The sequence below is a fragment of the Bacillus sp. FSL R5-0576 genome (assembly GCF_038004765.1).
Lineage (GTDB): Bacteria > Bacillota > Bacilli > Bacillales > Bacillaceae > Bacillus > Bacillus subtilis.
Genome location: NZ_JBBORU010000001.1, coordinates 1,099,943 through 1,119,588 on the forward strand (window position 1 = coordinate 1,099,943; position 19,646 = coordinate 1,119,588).

The 19,646-nt window shown below is 45.1% G+C and carries 24 protein-coding genes and 1 riboswitch; of the genes, 16 read left to right on the forward strand and 8 right to left on the reverse strand.

The features are described 5' to 3' along the window. Window positions 1–123: 123 nt before the first annotated feature. On the reverse strand, window positions 124–780 hold the full coding sequence (locus NX903_RS05630) for a TerC family protein (protein WP_003232944.1): 657 nt from the start codon (window positions 778–780) through the stop codon (window positions 124–126). 169 nt (window positions 781–949) lie between these two features. On the opposite strand from NX903_RS05630, the gene NX903_RS05635 reads away from it, so the two are divergent. Next, on the forward strand, window positions 950–1,090 hold the full coding sequence (locus tag NX903_RS05635; RefSeq protein ID WP_119122854.1) for a hypothetical protein: 141 nt from the start codon (window positions 950–952) through the stop codon (window positions 1,088–1,090). Next, window positions 1,057–1,713 (forward strand): adaptor protein MecA, encoded by a 657-nt coding sequence (gene mecA / locus NX903_RS05640; protein WP_003245194.1) that lies wholly within the window; start codon window positions 1,057–1,059, stop codon window positions 1,711–1,713. Before NX903_RS05635 ends, mecA begins: the two co-directional genes overlap by 34 nt. Here the strand turns inward: mecA and NX903_RS05645 are convergent. Beyond that, window positions 1,708–1,830 (reverse strand): hypothetical protein, encoded by a 123-nt coding sequence (locus tag NX903_RS05645; RefSeq protein WP_003245684.1) that lies wholly within the window; start codon window positions 1,828–1,830, stop codon window positions 1,708–1,710. The two genes, mecA and NX903_RS05645, sit on opposite strands and share 6 nt — an antisense overlap. A gap of 73 nt (window positions 1,831–1,903) precedes the next feature. Between NX903_RS05645 and coiA the strand changes: the two genes are divergently transcribed. Both coiA and pepF read left to right on the forward strand, forming a co-directional pair. Beyond that, the gene (gene coiA, locus NX903_RS05650) at window positions 1,904–3,025 is read left to right on the forward strand and encodes a competence protein CoiA (RefSeq protein ID WP_250621149.1); all 1,122 of its coding nucleotides are present in this window, start codon (window positions 1,904–1,906) and stop codon (window positions 3,023–3,025) included. Window positions 3,026–3,254: 229 nt separating this feature from the next. Further along, the gene (gene pepF / locus NX903_RS05655) at window positions 3,255–5,084 is read left to right on the forward strand and encodes an oligoendopeptidase F (RefSeq protein WP_003245178.1); all 1,830 of its coding nucleotides are present in this window, start codon (window positions 3,255–3,257) and stop codon (window positions 5,082–5,084) included. A gap of 37 nt (window positions 5,085–5,121) precedes the next feature. On the opposite strand, the gene NX903_RS05660 is transcribed toward pepF, so the two are convergent. The 5 genes from NX903_RS05660 to NX903_RS05680 form a co-directional block, all read right to left on the reverse strand. Then, the gene (locus tag NX903_RS05660; protein ID WP_003244944.1) at window positions 5,122–5,289 is read right to left on the reverse strand and encodes a hypothetical protein; all 168 of its coding nucleotides are present in this window, start codon (window positions 5,287–5,289) and stop codon (window positions 5,122–5,124) included. 314 nt (window positions 5,290–5,603) lie between these two features. Continuing rightward, window positions 5,604–6,503, reverse strand: coding sequence for a protease adaptor protein SpxH (gene spxH, locus NX903_RS05665; protein ID WP_024573348.1), 900 nt, complete (start codon window positions 6,501–6,503; stop codon window positions 5,604–5,606). After that, the gene (locus tag NX903_RS05670) at window positions 6,500–6,898 is read right to left on the reverse strand and encodes a globin domain-containing protein (RefSeq protein ID WP_003232928.1); all 399 of its coding nucleotides are present in this window, start codon (window positions 6,896–6,898) and stop codon (window positions 6,500–6,502) included. Before NX903_RS05670 ends, spxH begins: the two co-directional genes overlap by 4 nt. A gap of 251 nt (window positions 6,899–7,149) precedes the next feature. After that, window positions 7,150–7,884 carry a bifunctional muramidase/murein lytic transglycosylase gene (gene cwlQ / locus NX903_RS05675; protein WP_017695685.1) on the reverse strand — a complete coding sequence of 245 codons (735 nt, stop codon included), beginning with the start codon at window positions 7,882–7,884 and terminating at the stop codon, window positions 7,150–7,152. A gap of 14 nt (window positions 7,885–7,898) precedes the next feature. Continuing rightward, window positions 7,899–8,471 (reverse strand): CYTH domain-containing protein, encoded by a 573-nt coding sequence (locus NX903_RS05680; RefSeq protein WP_015252351.1) that lies wholly within the window; start codon window positions 8,469–8,471, stop codon window positions 7,899–7,901. Window positions 8,472–8,595: 124 nt separating this feature from the next. Here NX903_RS05680 and NX903_RS05685 point away from each other — a divergent pair, with 124 nt between their 5' ends. Genes NX903_RS05685 through NX903_RS05700 form a run of 4 tightly spaced genes read left to right on the forward strand, consistent with a single transcriptional unit; the run spans window position 8,596 to window position 11,361 of the window. After that, a complete protein-coding gene (locus NX903_RS05685; protein WP_024573346.1) occupies window positions 8,596–8,964 on the forward strand; it encodes a UPF0738 family protein in 369 nt (122 codons plus the stop codon). 28 nt (window positions 8,965–8,992) lie between these two features. Continuing rightward, window positions 8,993–9,628, forward strand: a complete 636-nt coding sequence (gene yjbM, locus NX903_RS05690) for a GTP diphosphokinase (RefSeq protein ID WP_003245294.1) — start codon at window positions 8,993–8,995, stop codon at window positions 9,626–9,628. Between the two features lie 18 nt (window positions 9,629–9,646). After that, window positions 9,647–10,447, forward strand: a complete 801-nt coding sequence (locus tag NX903_RS05695) for an NAD kinase (protein ID WP_003232918.1) — start codon at window positions 9,647–9,649, stop codon at window positions 10,445–10,447. Window positions 10,448–10,461: 14 nt separating this feature from the next. After that, entirely contained in the window at window positions 10,462–11,361 is a 900-nt protein-coding gene (locus NX903_RS05700; RefSeq protein ID WP_014476443.1) for an RluA family pseudouridine synthase, read from the forward strand. Window positions 11,362–11,373: 12 nt separating this feature from the next. Here the strand turns inward: NX903_RS05700 and prpE are convergent, their stop codons facing one another. Beyond that, window positions 11,374–12,108, reverse strand: coding sequence for a bis(5'-nucleosyl)-tetraphosphatase PrpE (prpE, locus tag NX903_RS05705; protein ID WP_024573345.1), 735 nt, complete (start codon window positions 12,106–12,108; stop codon window positions 11,374–11,376). A 234-nt stretch (window positions 12,109–12,342) separates the two neighbouring features. Here prpE and NX903_RS05710 point away from each other — a divergent pair, with 234 nt between their 5' ends. From NX903_RS05710 to thiD, 8 genes are all read left to right on the forward strand, one after another. Continuing rightward, the gene (locus NX903_RS05710) at window positions 12,343–14,187 is read left to right on the forward strand and encodes a monovalent cation:proton antiporter family protein (RefSeq protein ID WP_038828799.1); all 1,845 of its coding nucleotides are present in this window, start codon (window positions 12,343–12,345) and stop codon (window positions 14,185–14,187) included. Between the two features lie 61 nt (window positions 14,188–14,248). Then, window positions 14,249–14,357, forward strand: a riboswitch (TPP riboswitch). A 78-nt stretch (window positions 14,358–14,435) separates the two neighbouring features. Beyond that, entirely contained in the window at window positions 14,436–15,146 is a 711-nt protein-coding gene (gene tenA / locus NX903_RS05715) for a thiaminase II (protein ID WP_014476446.1), read from the forward strand. Further along, window positions 15,121–15,738 (forward strand): thiazole tautomerase TenI, encoded by a 618-nt coding sequence (tenI, locus tag NX903_RS05720; protein WP_015715674.1) that lies wholly within the window; start codon window positions 15,121–15,123, stop codon window positions 15,736–15,738. Before tenA ends, tenI begins: the two co-directional genes overlap by 26 nt. Further along, entirely contained in the window at window positions 15,722–16,831 is a 1,110-nt protein-coding gene (gene thiO / locus NX903_RS05725) for a glycine oxidase ThiO (RefSeq protein ID WP_029726273.1), read from the forward strand. Before tenI ends, thiO begins: the two co-directional genes overlap by 17 nt. After that, entirely contained in the window at window positions 16,831–17,031 is a 201-nt protein-coding gene (gene thiS / locus NX903_RS05730; RefSeq protein ID WP_072173897.1) for a sulfur carrier protein ThiS, read from the forward strand. The genes thiO and thiS overlap by 1 nt, the downstream gene beginning before the upstream one ends. After that, entirely contained in the window at window positions 17,028–17,798 is a 771-nt protein-coding gene (gene thiG / locus NX903_RS05735) for a thiazole synthase (RefSeq protein ID WP_010886483.1), read from the forward strand. The genes thiS and thiG overlap by 4 nt, the downstream gene beginning before the upstream one ends. Beyond that, window positions 17,795–18,805 carry a thiazole biosynthesis adenylyltransferase ThiF gene (gene thiF, locus NX903_RS05740; RefSeq protein WP_086343709.1) on the forward strand — a complete coding sequence of 337 codons (1,011 nt, stop codon included), beginning with the start codon at window positions 17,795–17,797 and terminating at the stop codon, window positions 18,803–18,805. Before thiG ends, thiF begins: the two co-directional genes overlap by 4 nt. Before the next feature lie 18 nt (window positions 18,806–18,823). Then, a complete protein-coding gene (thiD, locus tag NX903_RS05745; protein WP_003245050.1) occupies window positions 18,824–19,639 on the forward strand; it encodes a bifunctional hydroxymethylpyrimidine kinase/phosphomethylpyrimidine kinase in 816 nt (271 codons plus the stop codon). Window positions 19,640–19,646: the final 7 nt, after the last annotated feature.

Here is a 19,646-nt window from a genome sequence, read left to right on the forward strand (position 1 = left end):
CTAGGAAGGCCGAGCATTGGAGCACAACGAATATGTTTATTCGTGAGCACCGACGCGCAGGTCTGACAAGGAATGCAAAGGTTTGTCGACACGCTGAAAGAAGGCTGAGTCATCAGCCTTCTTTTATTTTTCAACCTGCTGGTAATAAATGCTCGCAAGGATGACAAACGCAACCGTCAAAATGGGGAGGAGCGTTTCAACTGTGCCGTGCTGCGCCATAAAAAGAGACAGCTTTTTGTCTCTGACAATCATTTCTCCGCCAGTATAAGCAAGCAGCCCGCTTCCCGCGTAAATCAGAAGCGGTATTTTCTCTAGTGCAATATGGATGAGTTTGCTGCCCCAAATAATAACCGGAACCGATACACACAAACCTATAACAACGAGAGAAAACTCACCGTGTGAAGCTCCCGCAACTGCGATGACGTTGTCCAGCGACATAAAGAGATCTGCAAGCACAATCGTTCGTATCGCTCTCCACAGGGAGGTGCTGCTTTTAATGTGTTTCGTGTCTTTTTTTTCAATCAGCAGCTGATATCCTAAATACAGCAGGAAAATTCCGCCGGCGCACTGCAAGAACGGAATGTTCAAAAGATATACAGCTGCACTTGTTAATCCGATTCTCATGGCAACGGCAATAAATGTTCCGAGAATAATGGCTTGCTGTCTTTGCTTGTCCGGCAAATGTCTGCTGGCCATGGCAATGACAACCGCATTATCTCCGCCGAGGATCAGGTCAATCCCAACAATGACAAGCAGAGAAATCAGATAGTCATGCTCCATGAAGCGGCACCTCGCTTTCAGTCCTTCGCTTGTACTACTACTATATGAGACAGGTCGTATTTTATGATATCAGCCGCCTGAACTGCCGTTTTTTAGGCAAAGGTGCATTTTTATTTCTTTTGTGACTGTTTTATCATAAAATAGAAATACAAAGGAATTCACACTGGCCTTGGTTAAGGTTAAGATGTGGACGGAATGGGTAAAGTGTAGTAAAGTACAATTAATCGGGAGCTTAGATGTCCCTTCAACATCTTATATAGAAGGGAAGGTTGGCAAATGGAAATTGAAAGAATTAACGAGCATACAGTAAAATTTTATATGTCTTACGGAGATATTGAAGATCGCGGTTTTGACAGAGAAGAAATTTGGTATAACCGTGAGCGCAGTGAAGAACTATTCTGGGAAGTCATGGATGAAGTTCATGAAGAAGAGGAATTCGCTGTGGAAGGCCCACTTTGGATTCAAGTTCAGGCACTGGACAAAGGATTAGAAATCATCGTCACAAAAGCCCAGCTTTCCAAAGACGGACAAAAGCTCGAACTGCCGATTCCTGAGGATAAAAAGCAAGAACCAGCATCTGAGGATCTTGACGCCTTGCTGGATGATTTCCAGAAAGAAGAGCAAGCCGTCAATCAGGAAGAGAAGGAGCAAAAGCTTCAATTTGTCTTGCGATTTGGCGATTTTGAGGATGTTATTTCTCTATCTAAATTGAACGTTAACGGAAGCAAAACGACTTTATATTCGTTTGAGAACCGATATTATTTATATGTAGATTTTTGCAATATGACTGATGAAGAGGTTGAAAATCAGCTAAGCATCCTGCTGGAGTACGCAACTGAATCCTCAATCAGCATACACCGTCTTGAAGAGTACGGCAAGCTGATTATTTCAGAGCATGCTCTAGAAACGATAAAAAAACACTTTGCATCATAGCAAACCGATTTCCTTCCGGAAATCGGTTTTTTTTATGCACGAAAATGCCATTTTAGAGATGTGAAAAATCAAAAACATATAGACAAGCAGAAAATACAGCGAACAGGAGTTGATCATCTTTTCCAGAAAGTATACTTCATCTGGAAAGGAGAGATGACAATTGTTTAGTGCTGTGACTGAAGACGGCCAACTGTTTCACCTTCTAGGCGCTCAGCAAAACCAGAAATTAAAGCGGAGACGGTTCTTCTGTCCGGTATGCGGGGGAGAGCTAGCTGTGAAGCTCGGACTTCAAAAAGCGCCGCATTTTGCCCATAAACAGAACAAGTCCTGCTCCATAGACATCGAACCGGAAAGCGCCTACCACTTAGAAGGAAAAAGACAGCTGTATGTATGGCTGAAAACACAACGGGCTTCACCAATATTGGAGCCGTATATAAGGACAATCAACCAAAGACCGGACGTCATGGCAAGGATCAAGGAGCATATGCTTGCTGTTGAATATCAATGCGCCACTATCGCTCCAGATGTCTTTCAAAAGCGGACAGAGGGCTTCAAACAAGAAGGAATCATCCCGCAGTGGATTATGGGATACAGCCGCTTAAAACGGACTGCTTCGTCCTTTTATCAGCTTTCAGCTTTTCATTGGCAGTTTATCAATGCAAGTCCATACAGAGAGCTGATATGTTATTGTCCTGAAAGGCGTTCTTTTCTCCGGCTCAGCCACATCATTCCATTCTACACAAACCATTCTTATTCCTCAGTCCAAACGATCCCTATCCATCGGGCAGGTGCAGACGATCTTTTTTTCACTGAACCGAAACCCTCAATTCAATATTCAGGCTGGACGAAAGCGATTCACCGTTTTCGCCATAAACCCCATCGGTTTAACTCAAAGGAAACAAATCGCCTTAGGCTGCTGTTTTATGAGAAGCGGCAGACGCCTTTTTCTTTTCTGCCGACTGAAGTGTTTGTTCCTGTTAGAAAAGGGGCAGTTTTTAAGAGTCCGGTTTTTGTGTGGCAGGGGTTTCTTTATTTGTTTATGACGGATCTTGGAGATAAACGTGCGCCAATTCGTTTTTCAGCCGTTTTGCAGCAGTGCAAACTGCACATTCATAATAAGAACATTGCACTCAGGTTCGAATGCAGCGAAGAGTGTCTTTCAGAAGCGGTTAAACAGTATATTGATTTTTTGTGCAAGAAGGGATTTTTAAGGGAGACTCAGAAAGAAGTATATGTACTGAATCAGCCTGAAGGCGGCATACACTCAATGCAGGATCTCATAGAAAGAGACCGCAGCTGTTTTATAGAATGAGTTTGTCTTATTTGGCTCACCCTAAGACAAAGGTGGTGGGCAGGCTGTGAAAGGCACAAAAGGAAAGGTTTTTCGTGTTTTTACTGCTTTTTTGGCATTCGTTCTCTTCATTACTGCATATGATTTGACAAAAGGCAGTGAAAAACCGGAAGATATTCACAACACAAGTTTATTGAGAAACAGCTGTTTTTTCAATTGGCTTGAATCAAAGAAGACGAGGGGGATCACCATGGCTGAGGAAAAAAAAGCAAACCAACTGCCTGACAGAAGTGAGGTAAAGGCAGAAGACACATGGAGACTTGAGGATATTTTTCCTAGTGATGAGGCCTGGAATAAAGAATTTCAAGCTGTAAAAGAATTAATTCCGAATTTATCTAAGTATAAAGGAAAGCTGGCAGATTCAGCTGATCATTTATACGAGGCTCTTACGTATCAAGATAAAGTGATGGAGCGGCTGGGTAGGCTGTACACATATGCGCATATGCGCTCTGACCAGGATACTGGGAACTCCTTTTACCAGGGGCTGAATGACAAGGCGGGAAACCTGTATACACAGGCCGCAAGCGCGACAGCTTATTTGGTTCCGGAGATTTTATCCATAGAAGAAGACAAACTGCAGCAGTTCATTCTTGAAAAAGAAGAATTGAAGCTGTACTCTCATGCGATTGAGGAGATTACAAAGGAACGTCCGCATGTGCTGAGCGAGAAGGAAGAAGCGCTGCTTGCTGAAGCCTCCGAGGTACTGGGGTCATCTTCAAATACATTCAGCGTGTTAAATAACGCAGATATTACGTTTCCGTCCATTAAAGACGAAGATGGGAATGAGAAACAGATCACTCACGGCAACTTTATTAATTTCTTGGAAAGTGAAAACCGTGAAGTCCGCAAAAATGCGTTTGACGCAGTGTATAAAACGTACGGACAATATAAAAACACAATGGCCACGACGCTTAGCGGCACTGTGAAAAAGGACAACTTCTACGCGAGAGTGAAAAAGTACAAGTCCGCGCGTGAGGCTGCGCTTTCTAACAACAGTATTCCTGAGGAAGTATACGATAACCTTGTTAAGACGATTAATAAGCATTTGCCGCTCCTGCACCGCTATATTGCGCTAAGAAAGAAAGTGCTTGAGCTTGATGAAGTGCATATCTATGACCTGTATACACCGCTTGTGAAAGATGCTGGGATGAAGGTGACATACGAGGAAGCCAAAGATTACATGCTGAAAGGCCTCGCACCATTAGGGGAAGAATATGCCTCTATCCTAAAAGAAGGCCTGGAAAACCGCTGGGTGGACGTTTACGAAAATAAAGGCAAACGCAATGGGGCTTATTCATCAGGAGCTTACGGCACGAATCCGTATATTTTGATGAACTGGCATAATAACGTGAATAATCTCTTTACGCTCGTGCACGAGTTTGGACATTCCGTACACAGCTACTATACGAGAAAGCACCAGCCTTATCCATACGGCAATTACAGCATCTTTGTCGCGGAAGTTGCCTCTACGACAAATGAAGCGCTCCTTGGCGAATATTTGCTGAACAATTTAGAGGATGAAAAACAGCGCTTATATATTCTCAACCATATGCTTGAGGGCTTCAGGGGAACGGTCTTCAGACAAACGATGTTCGCTGAATTTGAACATCTGATCCATACAAAGGCGCAAGAAGGCGAGCCGCTTACACCTGAGCTTCTGACAAATGTCTATTACGACCTGAATAAAAAGTATTTTGGAGACGGCATGGTGATTGATAAGGAAATCGGCCTTGAATGGTCGCGTATTCCGCACTTCTATTACAATTACTATGTGTATCAGTATGCGACAGGGTACAGCGCTGCCCAAGCATTAAGCAGCCAGATTTTGAAGGAAGGAAAGCCGGCGGTTGACCGTTATATTGACTTCCTGAAAGCGGGAAGCTCACAATACCCGATTGATGTCCTGAAAAAAGCGGGTGTTGATATGACGTCTCCAGAGCCAATCGAAGCCGCGTGCAAAATGTTTGAAGAAAAACTTGATGAAATGGAAGAGCTGCTGATGAAAGTCAAGCAGTCTTAAAAAAGTAAGCCTGTGCGGAAATGACGCACAGGCTTTTTTAAAACCCTTTAAAGGTTTTCCGGTGATTCAAGCGGTAGAGGGTAAACAAAATAGACAGAAACAGCAGAGGAGAGGTAATATAAAGCGGCAGCATATGCATCATGCCTAAGATATTCAGACAGAAAAAAACGGCAATGCACACAATTGAGATCAAAGTAGACATCATGGCGATCCTCCTCGTCCTTTTTCCTTATAAGGATATGAGTGAATGCACTTCGTTATGTTTTGTGACAAAAATATGAACATTAAGCATAGAGGTTGTCAAAAGTCGACATCTTTTGTTATCATAAGGATGTGAAATTGATCACAAACAAACATTACCCCTTTGTTTGACCGTGAAAAATTTCTCCCATCCCCTTTGTTGTCGTTAAGACATATGAAACCGCGCTTATCCCGGCGCGGTTTCTTTAGCGTTAAAATTAGAACGTATGTTTGGTTCAGGGCGTAAAAAAACAGCCTCAAGCATATGCACGCCTGCGGCTATTTTTCACATGATTGATATTCATCAGAATAAGTGCTGAGAGACTTCCAAAACATTCCGTGTTTGGCTTCCACTTTGGCAACCTTTTTAGCAAACGCCAGTTTTTTCATTTCTTTTTCTACCTCTTCCAAGCTCAGGTCATATACAAGAGCAATTTCCTTCGAGGCAACGAAGCGGAAATATTCAATAAAACATTCTAAAGGCGGTGTTTCCGACGGCTTCGGCTCGTCGCCAAGCATCTCAAATAAAATTTCTTCATATACATCATATGAGTAGCTGCCAGGAACTTTAAGCCCTTCATCCTCATGCTGCGTATTAAAAAACGTCAGTGTCGGATTAACAGAAACATCCATCTCAGCAGCAATTTTCATGTCACATTGAAGCGCCTTGACCGCGCTTTGAGAATGCAGATCTTTTTTGAATTCTTCAAGATCGAGACTTGTATTTTCAGCAATCTCCAAAAGCACGTTTTCATCCGTAATATTTTTCTTTGAAACAAATAGGCTCTCCTGCATATTTCTGAGAAATTGCATGCCGGCTTTTCGTCCTTGCAATTCGGCTGCTTTAAAAGCGAGAGCAGCCATATAAGGCGATGAAAGCGGCTGTTCCTGTTCGAACCAGACATTGCCGTCACATGACATGCCAGAGCGGCTCGCGATCTTTTCCCATGCTTCTGCGAGAAGATGCTTTTTTCGCTTTTTATTTAAAGCGGTAAGGCTTGCGGAAGCGATAATGCGTAAGGTGAAAAAACGTCCGTATCTGATTTTCAGCTTTTTGATGACGGGCTCTAAGGACCAGCATTCAGGACATAAAGGGTCTACAAACATATAAATTTCAAGCGGTTTTTTTGGATGACCGTGGCAATGGGCGAAGTATAGCTCATGCTGATAGTTTGTCAAGATGATCGATCCTCCGCTTCCGTTTGATTCACCATATGCCTTGCTGTCAACTCCAGCCGGCCAAACAAAAACTCACGAATTTCGCCCTCCAGCCCTACATGGTCCATTGCGTCCTTCATACAGCTGAGCCACGCATCAGCTCTCTCGTTTGTAATTGGAAAGGGAAGATGCCTTGCTCTGAGCATAGGATGGCCGTGTTCCTCAGTATAAAGAGGAGGCCCGCCTAAATACTGAGTTAAGAATTGCTTCTGTTTCCTGGCGGTTTCTGTCAAATCGCTTGGAAAAATCGGCTTCAGCAAAGGATGAGACGCGACACGCTCATAAAAAGTATCAACAAGTTGCGATAGAAGTTCCTCTCCAATCGCTTCATAAGGTGCGTTAAACGATTGTCCCATGTTGACTACTCCTTTAAATATGGCTAATAGGAATCATAAATCCTATTGCAAAAAGTAATTTTCTGTATTTCATTGTTTCATCTAGGTTTATTTTAGCAACAAGGCATCATTTCTACAAACAAACTGCCTTTTTTGCGTATGATGACTCATTTCGGCTGACAGCCGGGGTTTGTATTTCATATCATATCACATAAAAATCAGGAATGCGTAAGATTTCACTTCGCAAAAAAACCAGAGGGGAAGCCCTCTGGTTACGCGTAATAAGCTGAAGTTATTTTTTTTACATAGTTTTGCGTTTCTTGAAAAGGAGGAATGCCTCCGTATCGGTCAACATTCCCCGGTCCGGCGTTGTAAGCCGCTAATGCCATAGACACATTGCCGTCGTATTTATCCAGCATTTGTTTTAAATATTTCGTTCCGCCTTCCACATTTTGTTGTGGATCAAGCGGATTGGAAACGCCAAGTGAGCTTGCTGTTGACGGCATCAGCTGCATGAGGCCCATCGCACCTGCTCCGCTGACCGCTTTTGCATTAAAGCCTGATTCTTGTTTGATGACGGCACGGATCAGTTTTTCATCAACGCCATATTTATCAGCGGCTTTTTTAATCGCACTGTCAATAGAGAAGTTACCCGAACTAATCTGATTTGCTTCGTGTTTGTTTGAAGCTGAATCTGCAGCAGCTGTTTTAGTGCTTTCTGCCGCTTTTGTGATTGAACCTGAATTGCTGCTCGTATATGAGTTAAGCCCATACGCTGAAAGCAGTGACGGCGCTGTTGTATTCGCGTTGTTCAGCATGCTGAGCGGGCTTGGCGATGAAGAAGGTGCTGATTGCTGAGATGCCAGACCGTTTGTATATTGGCTGAGCAAAGAACTGAAACTTGAAAGCGGGCTTTCCGTATTCTGAGTGTCCGAGCTGCTGCGTGCATTAGATATGGACTGTAATGCCTGAAGCTGAAGTAATGCTGCCCAATTCGTTACATTCACGATGTCATTCCACCTTATATAGACTTTCGTTTTTCTTCATAAAAACGCAGAATTTTATTTTTGGTTTCGCGCTGAGGAATGCTGAATTGCTGAAGCAGCTTTTCGAAGGCTTGTCTGCCCTCATGCCAATCCGCCGCCTCAAATTCAATTTCATAGTCCTCTTTATTTAAATATCGGCTGTGGTCTAAAACTATTAAGCCTTTTTCTGTTTCTTTTTCCGCACGGTTTGTTGCTAAAGATCCAAAGTATTGAATGGCATCCGTATCGATCTGAAGCTTGTGCAGCTGGTCCTTCACAGGGCCCTCGGGAACTGAAAATCCAGCGAGATCTGATACCTCTGAAAGCTGCTGGTGCGTTTCCAGAAGCCCCACATCAGCCGGCTCCTTTAATGTAAGGACATACTTTCCGTTTTTTCTGCGGATACGAAGCGCAGCATGTTTTTGTTTCAGCGCGAAGCTGTCTGTATCAAAATAATGATTCTTTTGATCTGTAAAATCTTTTTCTGTCAGCTGGAGTGCCGCTGCTATGTTTTTGAATTCTTGTTTGGTCAGCATGTTTTTAAATTCGATTTCAATTTCTTGGCTCATGATGCTCTTCCTTTCCGCCCTGTAAATCTTATTTTTACTATTATCTCTTTAGATGTTAGGTTTATCAATATCGAGCTCGATATGATAAAATGAATCTGTACTTTGTTTAAAAAAGGAGAGCATTATGCAAAACAGAATCGAAATTTTGAATGCAACATTATCGGATGATCAGCTTCGCCTTGCCTGTCAGACAGAAGGAAACGAAGCGGAACGCAAGCCGTCAGGTCAAATGCTTGTTGATTCTGACCACTTTGCTTTTGTATACATACTTGAATTAGCTGATTCTTTTGAATATGTCATTATAAAGGAACATGTATGGCCGGAACTGAAGCAGGCCCATGCACAAAAAATACCGGTTGTTTTAGAGGCAGGAAACCAAACAATTGAACTGGCAGGCCTGCATGAGGAGCTGGAATATCTTTTAGAAAATATAAAAGATAATGCAAACTATGGAGAAGAAATGGAAGAAAAAGTGAAACGCGTGTTTTTATAGAAACTGGTTCGGAATTGGGGGATGTATGATGGATGACAAACAATGGGAGCGTTTTTTAGTGCCGTACCGCCAGGCTGTCGAAGAGTTGAAAGTGAAGCTCAAGGGGATCCGCACACTATATGAATACGAGGACGACCATTCACCGATCGAATTTGTGACCGGACGCGTCAAGCCTGTGGCGAGCATACTTGAAAAAGCGAGACGGAAAAGCATACCGCTGCATGAAATTGAAACCATGCAGGACATTGCTGGCCTTAGAATCATGTGCCAATTTGTCGATGACATCCAAATCGTAAAAGAGATGCTTTTTGCCAGAAAAGATTTCACCGTTGTGGATCAGAGGGATTATATTGCGGAACATAAAGAGAGCGGATACCGGTCATACCATCTAGTTGTGCTGTACCCTTTGCAGACGGTATCCGGAGAAAAGCATGTTCTCGTGGAAATACAGATCCGTACACTGGCGATGAATTTTTGGGCGACCATTGAACATTCATTGAATTATAAATACAGCGGAAACATTCCTGAAAAAGTAAAACTAAGGCTTCAGCGCGCTTCTGAAGCGGCTTCCCGGCTTGATGAAGAGATGTCGGAGATCAGGGGTGAAGTACAGGAAGCTCAAGCTGCCTTTTCAAGAAAGAAAAAAGGAAGCGAGCAACAATAGGTAAAGGGGGAGAAGAGCATGAAATTTGCCGTATCATCAAAAGGAGATCAAGTTTCTGATACGCTGAAAAGCAAAATACAGGCGTATTTATTGGATTTTGATATGGAACTGGATGAAAATGAACCGGAAATCGTTATTTCAGTCGGAGGCGACGGAACGCTTTTGTATGCTTTTCACAGATACAGCGACCGCTTGGACAAAACAGCATTTGTCGGCGTTCACACAGGTCATCTGGGTTTTTATGCCGACTGGGTTCCTCATGAAATTGAAAAACTTGTTCTTGCCATCGCGAAAACGCCGTATCATACAGTCGAATATCCGCTTCTCGAAGTCATTGTGACCTATCACGAAAACGAGCGGGAAGAAAGATACTTAGCTTTGAATGAATGTACGATTAAAAGCATCGAAGGAAGCCTTGTTGCTGATGTGGAAATCAAAGGGCAGCTCTTTGAAACCTTCCGGGGCGACGGCCTCTGCCTGTCAACTCCATCAGGCAGCACAGCCTACAATAAGGCGCTGGGCGGAGCGATTATCCATCCGTCTATCAGGGCGATCCAGCTTGCGGAAATGGCTTCTATTAATAACCGCGTGTTCCGTACGGTCGGGTCACCTCTGCTTCTCCCATCCCATCATGATTGCATGATTAAGCCGAGAAACGAAGTTGACTTTCAAGTGACGATTGACCATTTAACCCTTCTCCATAAAGATGTAAAGTCGATCCGCTGCCAGGTTGCATCCGAAAAAGTGCGGTTTGCGAGATTCCGTCCGTTTCCATTTTGGAAAAGAGTCCAGGATTCGTTTATTGGAAAAGGTGAATAGAAAGAGGACATATCGTGGAGCATTTTTTTATCAGAAAGAACATTACTTCCGCTGAGGACGGGATGACTGTAAAAGAATATGCCGGTGAACTGGGAATTTCGAAACGTCTGCTGACCGATATTAAGTTTGGCGGGGGCGACCTGCAGATTAACGGTGAGCATGTGACGGTCAAATACGTTTTGAAAGAGGGAGATCTTCTTATCGTGAAGTTTCCTGAGGAGCAGGTGAGCGAGACGCTGTTGGCAGAGCCTGTTCCGCTCGATATCCTTTATGAGGATGAACATGTGCTTGTGATAAACAAGCAGCCGTATGTGTCATCAATCCCTTCGAGAGAGCACCCCTCCGGCAGCATTGCTAATGGAATTATTGATCATTATCAAACAACCGGAGTGAGGGCGACAGTTCATCTTGTCACCCGGTTAGACCGGGATACATCAGGTGTCATGCTTGTTGCCAAGCATCGATTTGCCCACTCCATTTTATCGTCTGCGCAAAAAAACGGCCTTGTGAAACGCCGGTATGCGGCAGTGGTTCACGGGCGGATGGCACAGATGGAGGGAACAGTCGATGCTCCGATTGGCAGACATCCTGACAGTATAATTGAACGGACGGTAACGCCAGACGGCCAGAAGGCTGTTACGCATTTTTACGTCACATGTGCAAATGACGATATGACCTCGGTGACGTTGCAGCTTGAGACTGGACGAACCCATCAAATTCGTGTTCATATGAGTTATCTCGGGCACCCGTTGTGCGGCGATACACTGTACGGCGGAACGAGACAGGAAATTGGCCGGCAGGCTCTGCACAGCGAGCATCTTTCGTTTATCCATCCGCTGACACAGGAGAACATGACGTTTCATGCTCCACTGCCTCAGGATATGAGAAAACTGATAAAAGGAGAGAATCATTGATTCTCTCCTTTTTTATATGGGGCGAAATCTTGATTCGTCGTAAGGCAGGGAGCTTGGAACAGAGACGGTTTCTATTTCTGGAAAGCGAAAGCCTGTCAGTTGATTTCCGAACACGCAGCCTGTATCAATGTTGATGGTGCGATTGACCTTCCGAGGCTCTTTCACAGGTGTATGACCGTATACCACCCAAGCCTTTCCGTTATAGGCTGCCGCCCAATCACGTCTGACGGGTCTGCCGTCCGGATATGTTTCACCCGTCACGTCACCGTAAAGCACAAAGTCCTTCACTCTCCGGGTATATTTGCCGATATCGTCAGCTCTTATGCCAGCATGGGCGACAACTAATTCTCCATTATGTAAGATGTCGTAAAGCGGCGCTGTTTCGTACAGCTTCATAAACTGTTCGCTGACTGATTTTCTCTCATCTTTAGAAAGTTCCTCAAGCTCTGCCGCTGTTGTTTCGAGACCATGCATCACTTTTACCGGATTTCCTTTTAAGTAACGATATAATTTATTGCAATGGTTTCCCGGGACATAACGCACAGCGCCTTTTTCGTAAGCGCCGGCTACAAATCGGATGACCTCTATCGATTTGGGCCCTCTGTCAGTTAAATCTCCGGCAAAAACAAGCACCCTGCCTTCTTCATGGACAGGTACTCCATTTTTGATTGTATAGCCAAGCTTTTGGATTAATGCAGTCATTTCGTCATAGCAGCCATGAATATCGCTGATGATATCGTAAGCCATGCGGTATCCTCCTTACCGATTGTTTTATTTATTATGAAGCAAAGTGTTGTGAGTCATCACAAGCTTTTATGTGCAAATTATAGAAGAAGAATCATTTTCTAAACAGGATTAAGACCTTATCACTTTATTTTTCATCATCACCCTTGTTAAAATCGCGTTATGTTTTTTAAAAATGAGGTTTTGTTCTCTGAGTGAGAACTAGCATAACCCTGACTTAAAAAGGAGGTTCTGATTATGGCGCATACATCTGTCGCATCATTAGTTGTTGTACTTATCGTTGCATTTTTGACACCCATCCTTTTGCATCGGTTTAAACTCAGCATCCCGGTTGTTGTTGCTGAAATCATTATGGGGCTGATTATTGGGAAAAGCGGCCTTAATTTAGTTGTGGAGGGTGACACCTGGCTCCAAACACTCTCTATGCTCGGATTTATCTTTTTGATGTTTTTAAGCGGGCTTGAAATTGATTTTTCGTCGTTTGAGAAAGGAAAGAAAAAGCAGTTCCTGCCGAATGGCAAGGAAGCGCCGAATACGTTTGCTGCGGCATCTGTTATTTTCGTCGGTATTTTTATTTTATCATTGCTCTTGTCCTATGGGTTCGTCTTGGCCGGATTTATCCAAAATGCATTTTTGATGACCCTGATTATTTCAACGATTTCATTAGGCGTTGTCGTTCCAACATTAAAAGAAGAACGGATCATGAATTCGAATATCGGGCAGATTATTTTGCTTGTTGCTGTTATTGCTGATTTGGCCACGATGATTCTTCTTGCTGTTTTTTCTTCTTTATACGGAGAGGACAGCGGAAACATGTGGCTCCTGATGATTCTGTTTGCAGCCGGAGTGGTGCTTTACTTTTTCGGCCGGGTCTTTAAACATCGCTCTTTTGTGCAGTCCATGTCAAAAGGGACGATCCAGATCGGGACGCGTGCCATTTTTACGTTAATTATTGTACTCGTTGCCCTGTCTGAATCACTTGGGGCGGAAAATATTCTCGGCGCTTTCTTAGCGGGGGTTCTCGTTTCCCTGCTTTCGCCAAACAAAGAACTTGTTCAGCAGCTGGATTCATTTGGTTATGGGTTCTTAATACCGATTTTCTTCGTGATGGTCGGTGTGAAGCTGGATATTTGGACTCTTTTCCAGGATAAAACAATTTTAATCATGATTCCGCTCCTGCTGCTGGCGCTGTTAGTCAGCAAAATCATTCCTGTCATGTACCTAAAGAAGTGGTATGATAACCGAACCATTTTCGCGTCTGGCTTCTTGCTGACATCTACGCTTTCGCTCGTGATTGCCGCTGCAACAATCGGCCAGCAGCTTCACGTGATCAGCGCAAATATGTCAGGAGCGCTCATTTTAGTAGCCGTCATTGCAAGTATTTTTACGCCGATCTGTTTTAAAAAATTATACAAACGGGAAGAGCAGCCGGAGGAGAAAAAGACGATTACGTTCATTGGCGCCAATCAAATGACTTTGCCTGTTACACTCGAATTGCCAGAGGAAGAGTATGACGTGCGTGTTGTACACGTCTATCAAGAGAATGCGGAGGAAAAGCTGTCAGAATCAGTGTTTGCTGTTGAAACAATTTCTGACTATGAACACGAGACGCTTGAATCACTCGGCATTTTTGAAACGGATATCCTCGTTGTGGCGACAGGAAATGAAGATATGAATGCAGACATTGCTTTACTTGCAAAAGAAAAAGGCACAGAAAGAGTCATTGCAAGCGTAGGATCACCGGAGCATGAAGCAGTTCTGAAGGAGCAGGGAATCAGCATCTTTTCTATTCTGCTGTCGACAAAAACGCTGCTTCGCGCACTGATTGAAGCCCCTGGCGTCATGAAGCTGCTCACGAACCAGGAGTCTTCGCTGTATCAAATTAATATGGAGAACAGTAAATACGACGGTGTGATTTTACGGGAATTCCCTTTAACAGGTGACGTCATCTTTGTCAGGATCTTCAGAGGTGTGGACAGCATCGTTCCTCATGGGGATACAAGGCTGAAACTTGGAGACCGTTTAATTGTCACCGGATCTCGGGGATACGTAACGGATCTTAAGAAAACATTGGAAGGATAAATCTTGACCAAATAAGGATTCGTGTTAATATAGAGGTGCAGAACAATTCAATATGTATTCGTTTAACCACTAGGGGTGTCCTTCATAAGGGCTGAGATAAAAGTGTGACTTTTAGACCCTCATAACTTGAACAGGTTCAGACCTGCGTAGGGAAGTGGAGCGGTATTTGTGTTATTTTACTATGCCAATTCCAAACCACTTTTCCTTGCGGGAAAGTGGTTTTTTTATTTTCAGAGGGGGAATGATTTGTGAAGTTTTCAGAAGAATGCCGCAGCGCAGCCGCAGAATGGTGGGAGGGGAGCTTTGTCCATCCGTTCGTTCAAGGAATCGGTGACGGAACGCTTCCGATTGACCGTTTTAAATACTACGTACTTCAAGATTCCTATTATTTAACGCATTTTGCAAAGGTGCAGTCATTTGGCGCAGCTTATGCGAAGGACCTTTTTACAACGGGGCGGATGGCAAGCCATGCCCAAGGTACATATGAGGCGGAAATGGCGCTTCATCGCGAGTTTGCCGAGCTGTTGGAAATCAGCGAGGAAGAGCGTAAGGCGTTTAAGCCGTCTCCTACAGCGTACTCTTATACATCCCATATGTACCGTTCGGTTTTGAGCGGGAATTTCGCAGAAATCTTAGCGGCCCTGCTGCCATGCTACTGGCTTTATTACGAGGTTGGTGAGAAATTGCTGCATTGCGATCCTGGGCATCCGATTTATCAAAAGTGGATTGGGACGTACGGCGGTGACTGGTTTAGACAACAGGTCGAGGAGCAAATCAACCGCTTTGATGAGCTGGCGGAAAACAGCACGGAGGAAGTACGTGCCAAGATGAAAGAGAATTTTGTCATCTCCAGCTACTATGAATATCAATTTTGGGGAATGGCCTATCGAAAAGAAGGCTGGTCTGACAGCGCCATAAAAGAGGTGGAGGAATGTGGAGCTTCACGCCATAACGGATGACAGCAAGCCGGTAGAAGAGCTAGCGAGAATCATCATTACGATTCAGAATGAAGTTGATTTTATTCATATTCGGGAACGTTCAAAATCGGCGGCGGATATTTTGAAACTGCTCGAGCTTATTTTTGAAGGCGGTATAGATAAACGAAAACTGGTGATGAACGGGCGCGTGGATATTGCGCTTTTCTCTACTATTCACCGCGTGCAGCTGCCAAGCGGCAGCTTTTCACCGAAGCAGGTCAGAGCCAGATTTCCACACCTTCATATCGGGAGATCGGTGCATTCACTGGAGGAAGCGGTTCAAGCAGAAAAGGAAGACGCGGACTACGTGCTGTTCGGCCATGTGTTTGAAACGGATTGCAAAAAGGGTCTTGAAGGCAGAGGAGTATCTTTGCTGTCAGATATCAAACAGCGGATTTCCATCCCGGTTATAGCCATCGGGGGGATGACGCCGGACAGGTTAAGAGACGTAAAACAAGCAGGGGCAGACGGCATTGCTGTTATGTCAGGAATTTTCTCTTCCGCTGAACCTTTGGAAGCAGCCAGACGATATTCCCGCAAGCTAAAGGAGATGCGCTATGAAAAGGCATTATGAAGCAGTGGTGATTGGAGGCGGAATTATCGGTTCCGCAATTGCTTATTATTTGGCAAAGGAAAACAAAAACACCGCATTGTTTGAAAGCGGAACAATGGGCGGCAGAACGACAAGTGCCGCTGCCGGAATGCTGGGCGCCCATGCCGAATGCGAGGAACGTGACGCGTTTTTTGATTTCGCCATGCACAGCCAGCGTCTGTACAAAGGTCTTGGAGAAGAGCTTTATGCATTATCCGGTGTGGATATCAGGCAGCATAACGGCGGTATGTTTAAGCTTGCATTTTCTGAAGAAGATGTGCTGCAGCTGAGACAGATGGACGATTTGGACTCTGTCAGCTGGTATTCAAAAGAAGAGGTGTTAGAAAAAGAGCCGTATGCGTCTGGTGACATCTTTGGTGCATCTTTTATTCAGGATGATGTGCATGTGGAGCCTTATTTTGTTTGCAAGGCATATGTGAAAGCAGCAAAAATGCTTGGGGCGGAGATTTTTGAGCATACGCCCGTCCTGCATGTCGAACGTGACGGTGAAGCCCTGTCCATCAAGACCCCTAGCGGAGACGTATGGGCTAATCATGTTGTCGTTGCCAGCGGGGTGTGGAGCGGAATGTTTTTTAAACAGCTTGGACTGAACAATGCTTTTCTCCCTGTAAAAGGGGAGTGCCTGTCCGTTTGGAATGATGATATCCCGCTGACAAAAACGCTTTACCATGATCACTGCTATATCGTACCGAGAAAAAGCGGCAAACTGGTTGTCGGCGCGACAATGAAGCCGGGGGACTGGAGTGAAACACCGGATCTTGGCGGATTGGAATCCGTTATGAAAAAAGCAAAAACGATGCTGCCGGCTATACAGAATATGAAGGTGGATCGTTTTTGGGCGGGACTCCGTCCGGGAACAAAGGATGGAAAACCGTACATCGGCAGACATCCTGAGGACAGCCGTATTTTATTTGCGGCTGGCCATTTCAGAAATGGGATCCTGCTTGCTCCCGCAACGGGCGCTTTGATCAGTGATCTCATCATGAATAAAGAGGTCAACCAAGACTGGCTGCACGCATTCCGAATTGATCGCAAGGAGGCGGTTCAGATATGATGCTACAGCTGAACGGTAAAGACGTGAAGTGGGAAAAAGACACAGGTACAATTCAAGACCTGCTGGCGTCGTATCAGCTTGAAAATAAAATCGTTATCGTGGAAAGAAATAAAGAAATAATCGGGAAAGAACGCTATCACGAGGTTGAGCTTTGTGATCGTGATGTCATTGAAATTGTCCATTTTGTAGGAGGCGGATGAGCATGTTAACAATTGGCGGAAAATCATTTCAATCAAGATTGCTGCTGGGCACGGGGAAATACCCATCGTTTGACATTCAAAAGGAAGCAGTAGCTGTTTCTGAGTCTGATATTTTAACATTTGCTGTAAGGAGAATGAACATCTTTGAAGCATCTCAGCCAAATTTTCTGGAACAGCTTGATTTATCCAAATATACGCTTTTGCCGAATACAGCGGGCGCCAGCACTGCTGAAGAAGCGGTTCGGATTGCAAGGCTGGCGAAAGCGTCAGGCCTTTGTGACATGATTAAAGTTGAAGTCATCGGATGCAGCCGTTCCTTGCTGCCTGACCCTGTTGAGACATTAAAAGCGTCTGAACAGCTTCTTGAAGAAGGCTTTATTGTGCTCCCGTACACGTCGGATGACGTTGTGCTGGCGAGAAAGCTGGAAGAGCTCGGCGTTCATGCCATCATGCCGGGTGCATCTCCGATTGGATCAGGACAAGGAATCTTAAATCCTTTGAATCTGTCGTTTATTATTGAACAGGCGAAAGTGCCGGTCATCGTGGATGCTGGAATCGGCTCGCCTAAAGATGCGGCATACGCAATGGAGCTTGGAGCAGATGGCGTACTGCTCAATACGGCTGTATCGGGAGCTGACGATCCTGTGAAAATGGCTCGTGCCATGAAGCTCGCGGTGGAAGCAGGACGCCTTTCTTATGAGGCGGGCCGAATCCCGCTTAAGCAATACGGAACGGCAAGCAGTCCGGGAGAAGGTCTTCCTGTATGACGGGCAGGTATTCAAGGCAGGAGCTGTTTGCTCCGATCGGCCCATCCGGCCAGAAAAAATTGAAAGAAGCGCGCGCCGTGATTATCGGCGCCGGCGCGCTCGGAACAGCCAGTGCAGAAATGCTGGTGAGAGCGGGAGTCGGCTCTCTGAAAATTGCCGACAGAGATTATGTTGAATGGAGCAACCTCCAGCGCCAGCAGCTTTATACAGAAGATGATGTCAAAAAAGAAATGCCGAAAGCAGCCGCTGCGGAGCGCCGTCTCCGTTCGATTAACAGCGATGTTGATGTGACCGGCCTTGTCATGGATGTGACAGCAGAAAATATCTTCGAGCTGATTAGGGATGCATCGATTATTGTGGATGCGGCTGATAATTTTGAAACCCGCCTGATCGTAAATGATGCTGCGGTAAAGGAAGAGATTCCTTTTCTTTACGGTGCCTGTGTAGGGAGCTACGGCCTCACCTTTACCGTGGTGCCGGGTTCTACTCCTTGCCTGCATTGCTTGCTCGATACACTTCCGATTGGCGGAGCAACATGTGACACAGCCGGCATCATCAGTCCGGCTGTTTTGCAGGTAGCAGTCTTTCAGGTAACAGATGCACTGAAGCTGCTGACGGGAGAGGAGTGCGAGCCGATGCTGCGCTCCTTTGATTTATGGAAAAATGAGCGGTCAGAAGTGAGAGCAGCCAGTCTCAAACATGACGCATGCCCAAGCTGCGGCACAAAGGATTTTCCGTTTTTGTCATATGAAAATCAAACAAAAGCGGCTGTATTGTGCGGCAGGAACACGGTGCAGATCAGATCATCTATTACGAAAGAAGCGGATCTTGAAGCGCTTGCCGCTCAGCTGAGGCAGGCCGGGCTTGAAGTAGCTGCGAACCCGTATTTAATTTCCTGCCGCTCGGATGATATGAAAATGGTGTTGTTCCGGGACGGCAGAGCTTTGATCCATGGAACAAATGATATTGCCCGGGCAAAATCCATTTATCATAAATGGATTGGGTAATAAAAGGAGTGTAGTGTAATGAGTATATATAAAGCATTGACAATCGCCGGATCAGATTCAGGCGGCGGCGCAGGGATACAGGCTGATATTAAAACCTTTCAAGAGCTTGATGTATTCGGAATGTCTGCGATTACGGCGGTAACCGCTCAAAATACGCTTGGCGTTCATGGGGTGCATCCGCTGACTGTAGAGACGTTGAGACAGCAAATTGACGCTGTTGCTGAGGATTTGAGACCGGATGCAGTTAAGACGGGAATGCTCTGGAATGCCGACATGATTGAAGAAGTGGCAAGAAAAATTGACGAGTACGGATTCAATCGTGTAATTGTTGATCCGGTTATGATCGCAAAGGGCGGGGCATCCTTGCTGCGTGATGAGTCAGTTGCCACCTTAAAGGAGTTGCTCATTCCAAGAAGCTACGCGATTACGCCGAATGTCCCGGAAGCAGAAACGCTGACAGGAATGACAATCAGCTCGCTGGATGACCGGAAAAAAGCAGCAGAGCAGCTCGTCAAGATGGGTGCGCAGCATGTCATTATCAAAGGCGGGCACCAGCCTGAGGACAATCACATTACTGACCTTCTTTTTGATGGCAGCATGTTTATGCAAATCACCCATCCTTATATCAATACGAAGCATACGCATGGCACAGGCTGCACCTTTGCTGCGGCTTTAACGGCCCAAACGGCTAAAGGAGACAGCATCCATCAGGCATTTGAGGTTGCGGCCAACTTTGTCCGTGAAGCGGTGGAAAATACGCTCGGCATCGGATCGGGACACGGGCCGACAAACCATTTCGCTTTTAAACGAAACAGCTTAAATACAAGCCGATGAGATCACC

What these genes read in the sequence shown, in the direction of transcription:
- NX903_RS05630 (WP_003232944.1), bottom strand. Translation starts at nt 780, where the DNA reads ATGGAGCATGACTATCTGATTTCTCTGCTTGTCATTGTTGGGATTGAC.
- mecA (WP_003245194.1), top strand. Translation starts at nt 1,057, where the DNA reads ATGGAAATTGAAAGAATTAACGAGCATACAGTAAAATTTTATATGTCT.
- NX903_RS05645 (WP_003245684.1), bottom strand. Translation starts at nt 1,830, where the DNA reads ATGATCAACTCCTGTTCGCTGTATTTTCTGCTTGTCTATATGTTTTTG.
- pepF (WP_003245178.1), top strand. Translation starts at nt 3,255, where the DNA reads ATGGCTGAGGAAAAAAAAGCAAACCAACTGCCTGACAGAAGTGAGGTA.
- NX903_RS05660 (WP_003244944.1), bottom strand. Translation starts at nt 5,289, where the DNA reads ATGATGTCTACTTTGATCTCAATTGTGTGCATTGCCGTTTTTTTCTGT.
- NX903_RS05670 (WP_003232928.1), bottom strand. Translation starts at nt 6,898, where the DNA reads ATGGGACAATCGTTTAACGCACCTTATGAAGCGATTGGAGAGGAACTT.
- NX903_RS05680 (WP_015252351.1), bottom strand. Translation starts at nt 8,471, where the DNA reads ATGAGCCAAGAAATTGAAATCGAATTTAAAAACATGCTGACCAAACAA.
- NX903_RS05685 (WP_024573346.1), top strand. Translation starts at nt 8,596, where the DNA reads ATGCAAAACAGAATCGAAATTTTGAATGCAACATTATCGGATGATCAG.
- yjbM (WP_003245294.1), top strand. Translation starts at nt 8,993, where the DNA reads ATGGATGACAAACAATGGGAGCGTTTTTTAGTGCCGTACCGCCAGGCT.
- NX903_RS05695 (WP_003232918.1), top strand. Translation starts at nt 9,647, where the DNA reads ATGAAATTTGCCGTATCATCAAAAGGAGATCAAGTTTCTGATACGCTG.
- prpE (WP_024573345.1), bottom strand. Translation starts at nt 12,108, where the DNA reads ATGGCTTACGATATCATCAGCGATATTCATGGCTGCTATGACGAAATG.
- NX903_RS05710 (WP_038828799.1), top strand. Translation starts at nt 12,343, where the DNA reads ATGGCGCATACATCTGTCGCATCATTAGTTGTTGTACTTATCGTTGCA.
- thiO (WP_029726273.1), top strand. Translation starts at nt 15,722, where the DNA reads ATGAAAAGGCATTATGAAGCAGTGGTGATTGGAGGCGGAATTATCGGT.
- thiS (WP_072173897.1), top strand. Translation starts at nt 16,831, where the DNA reads ATGCTACAGCTGAACGGTAAAGACGTGAAGTGGGAAAAAGACACAGGT.
- thiG (WP_010886483.1), top strand. Translation starts at nt 17,028, where the DNA reads ATGAGCATGTTAACAATTGGCGGAAAATCATTTCAATCAAGATTGCTG.
- thiF (WP_086343709.1), top strand. Translation starts at nt 17,795, where the DNA reads ATGACGGGCAGGTATTCAAGGCAGGAGCTGTTTGCTCCGATCGGCCCA.
- thiD (WP_003245050.1), top strand. Translation starts at nt 18,824, where the DNA reads ATGAGTATATATAAAGCATTGACAATCGCCGGATCAGATTCAGGCGGC.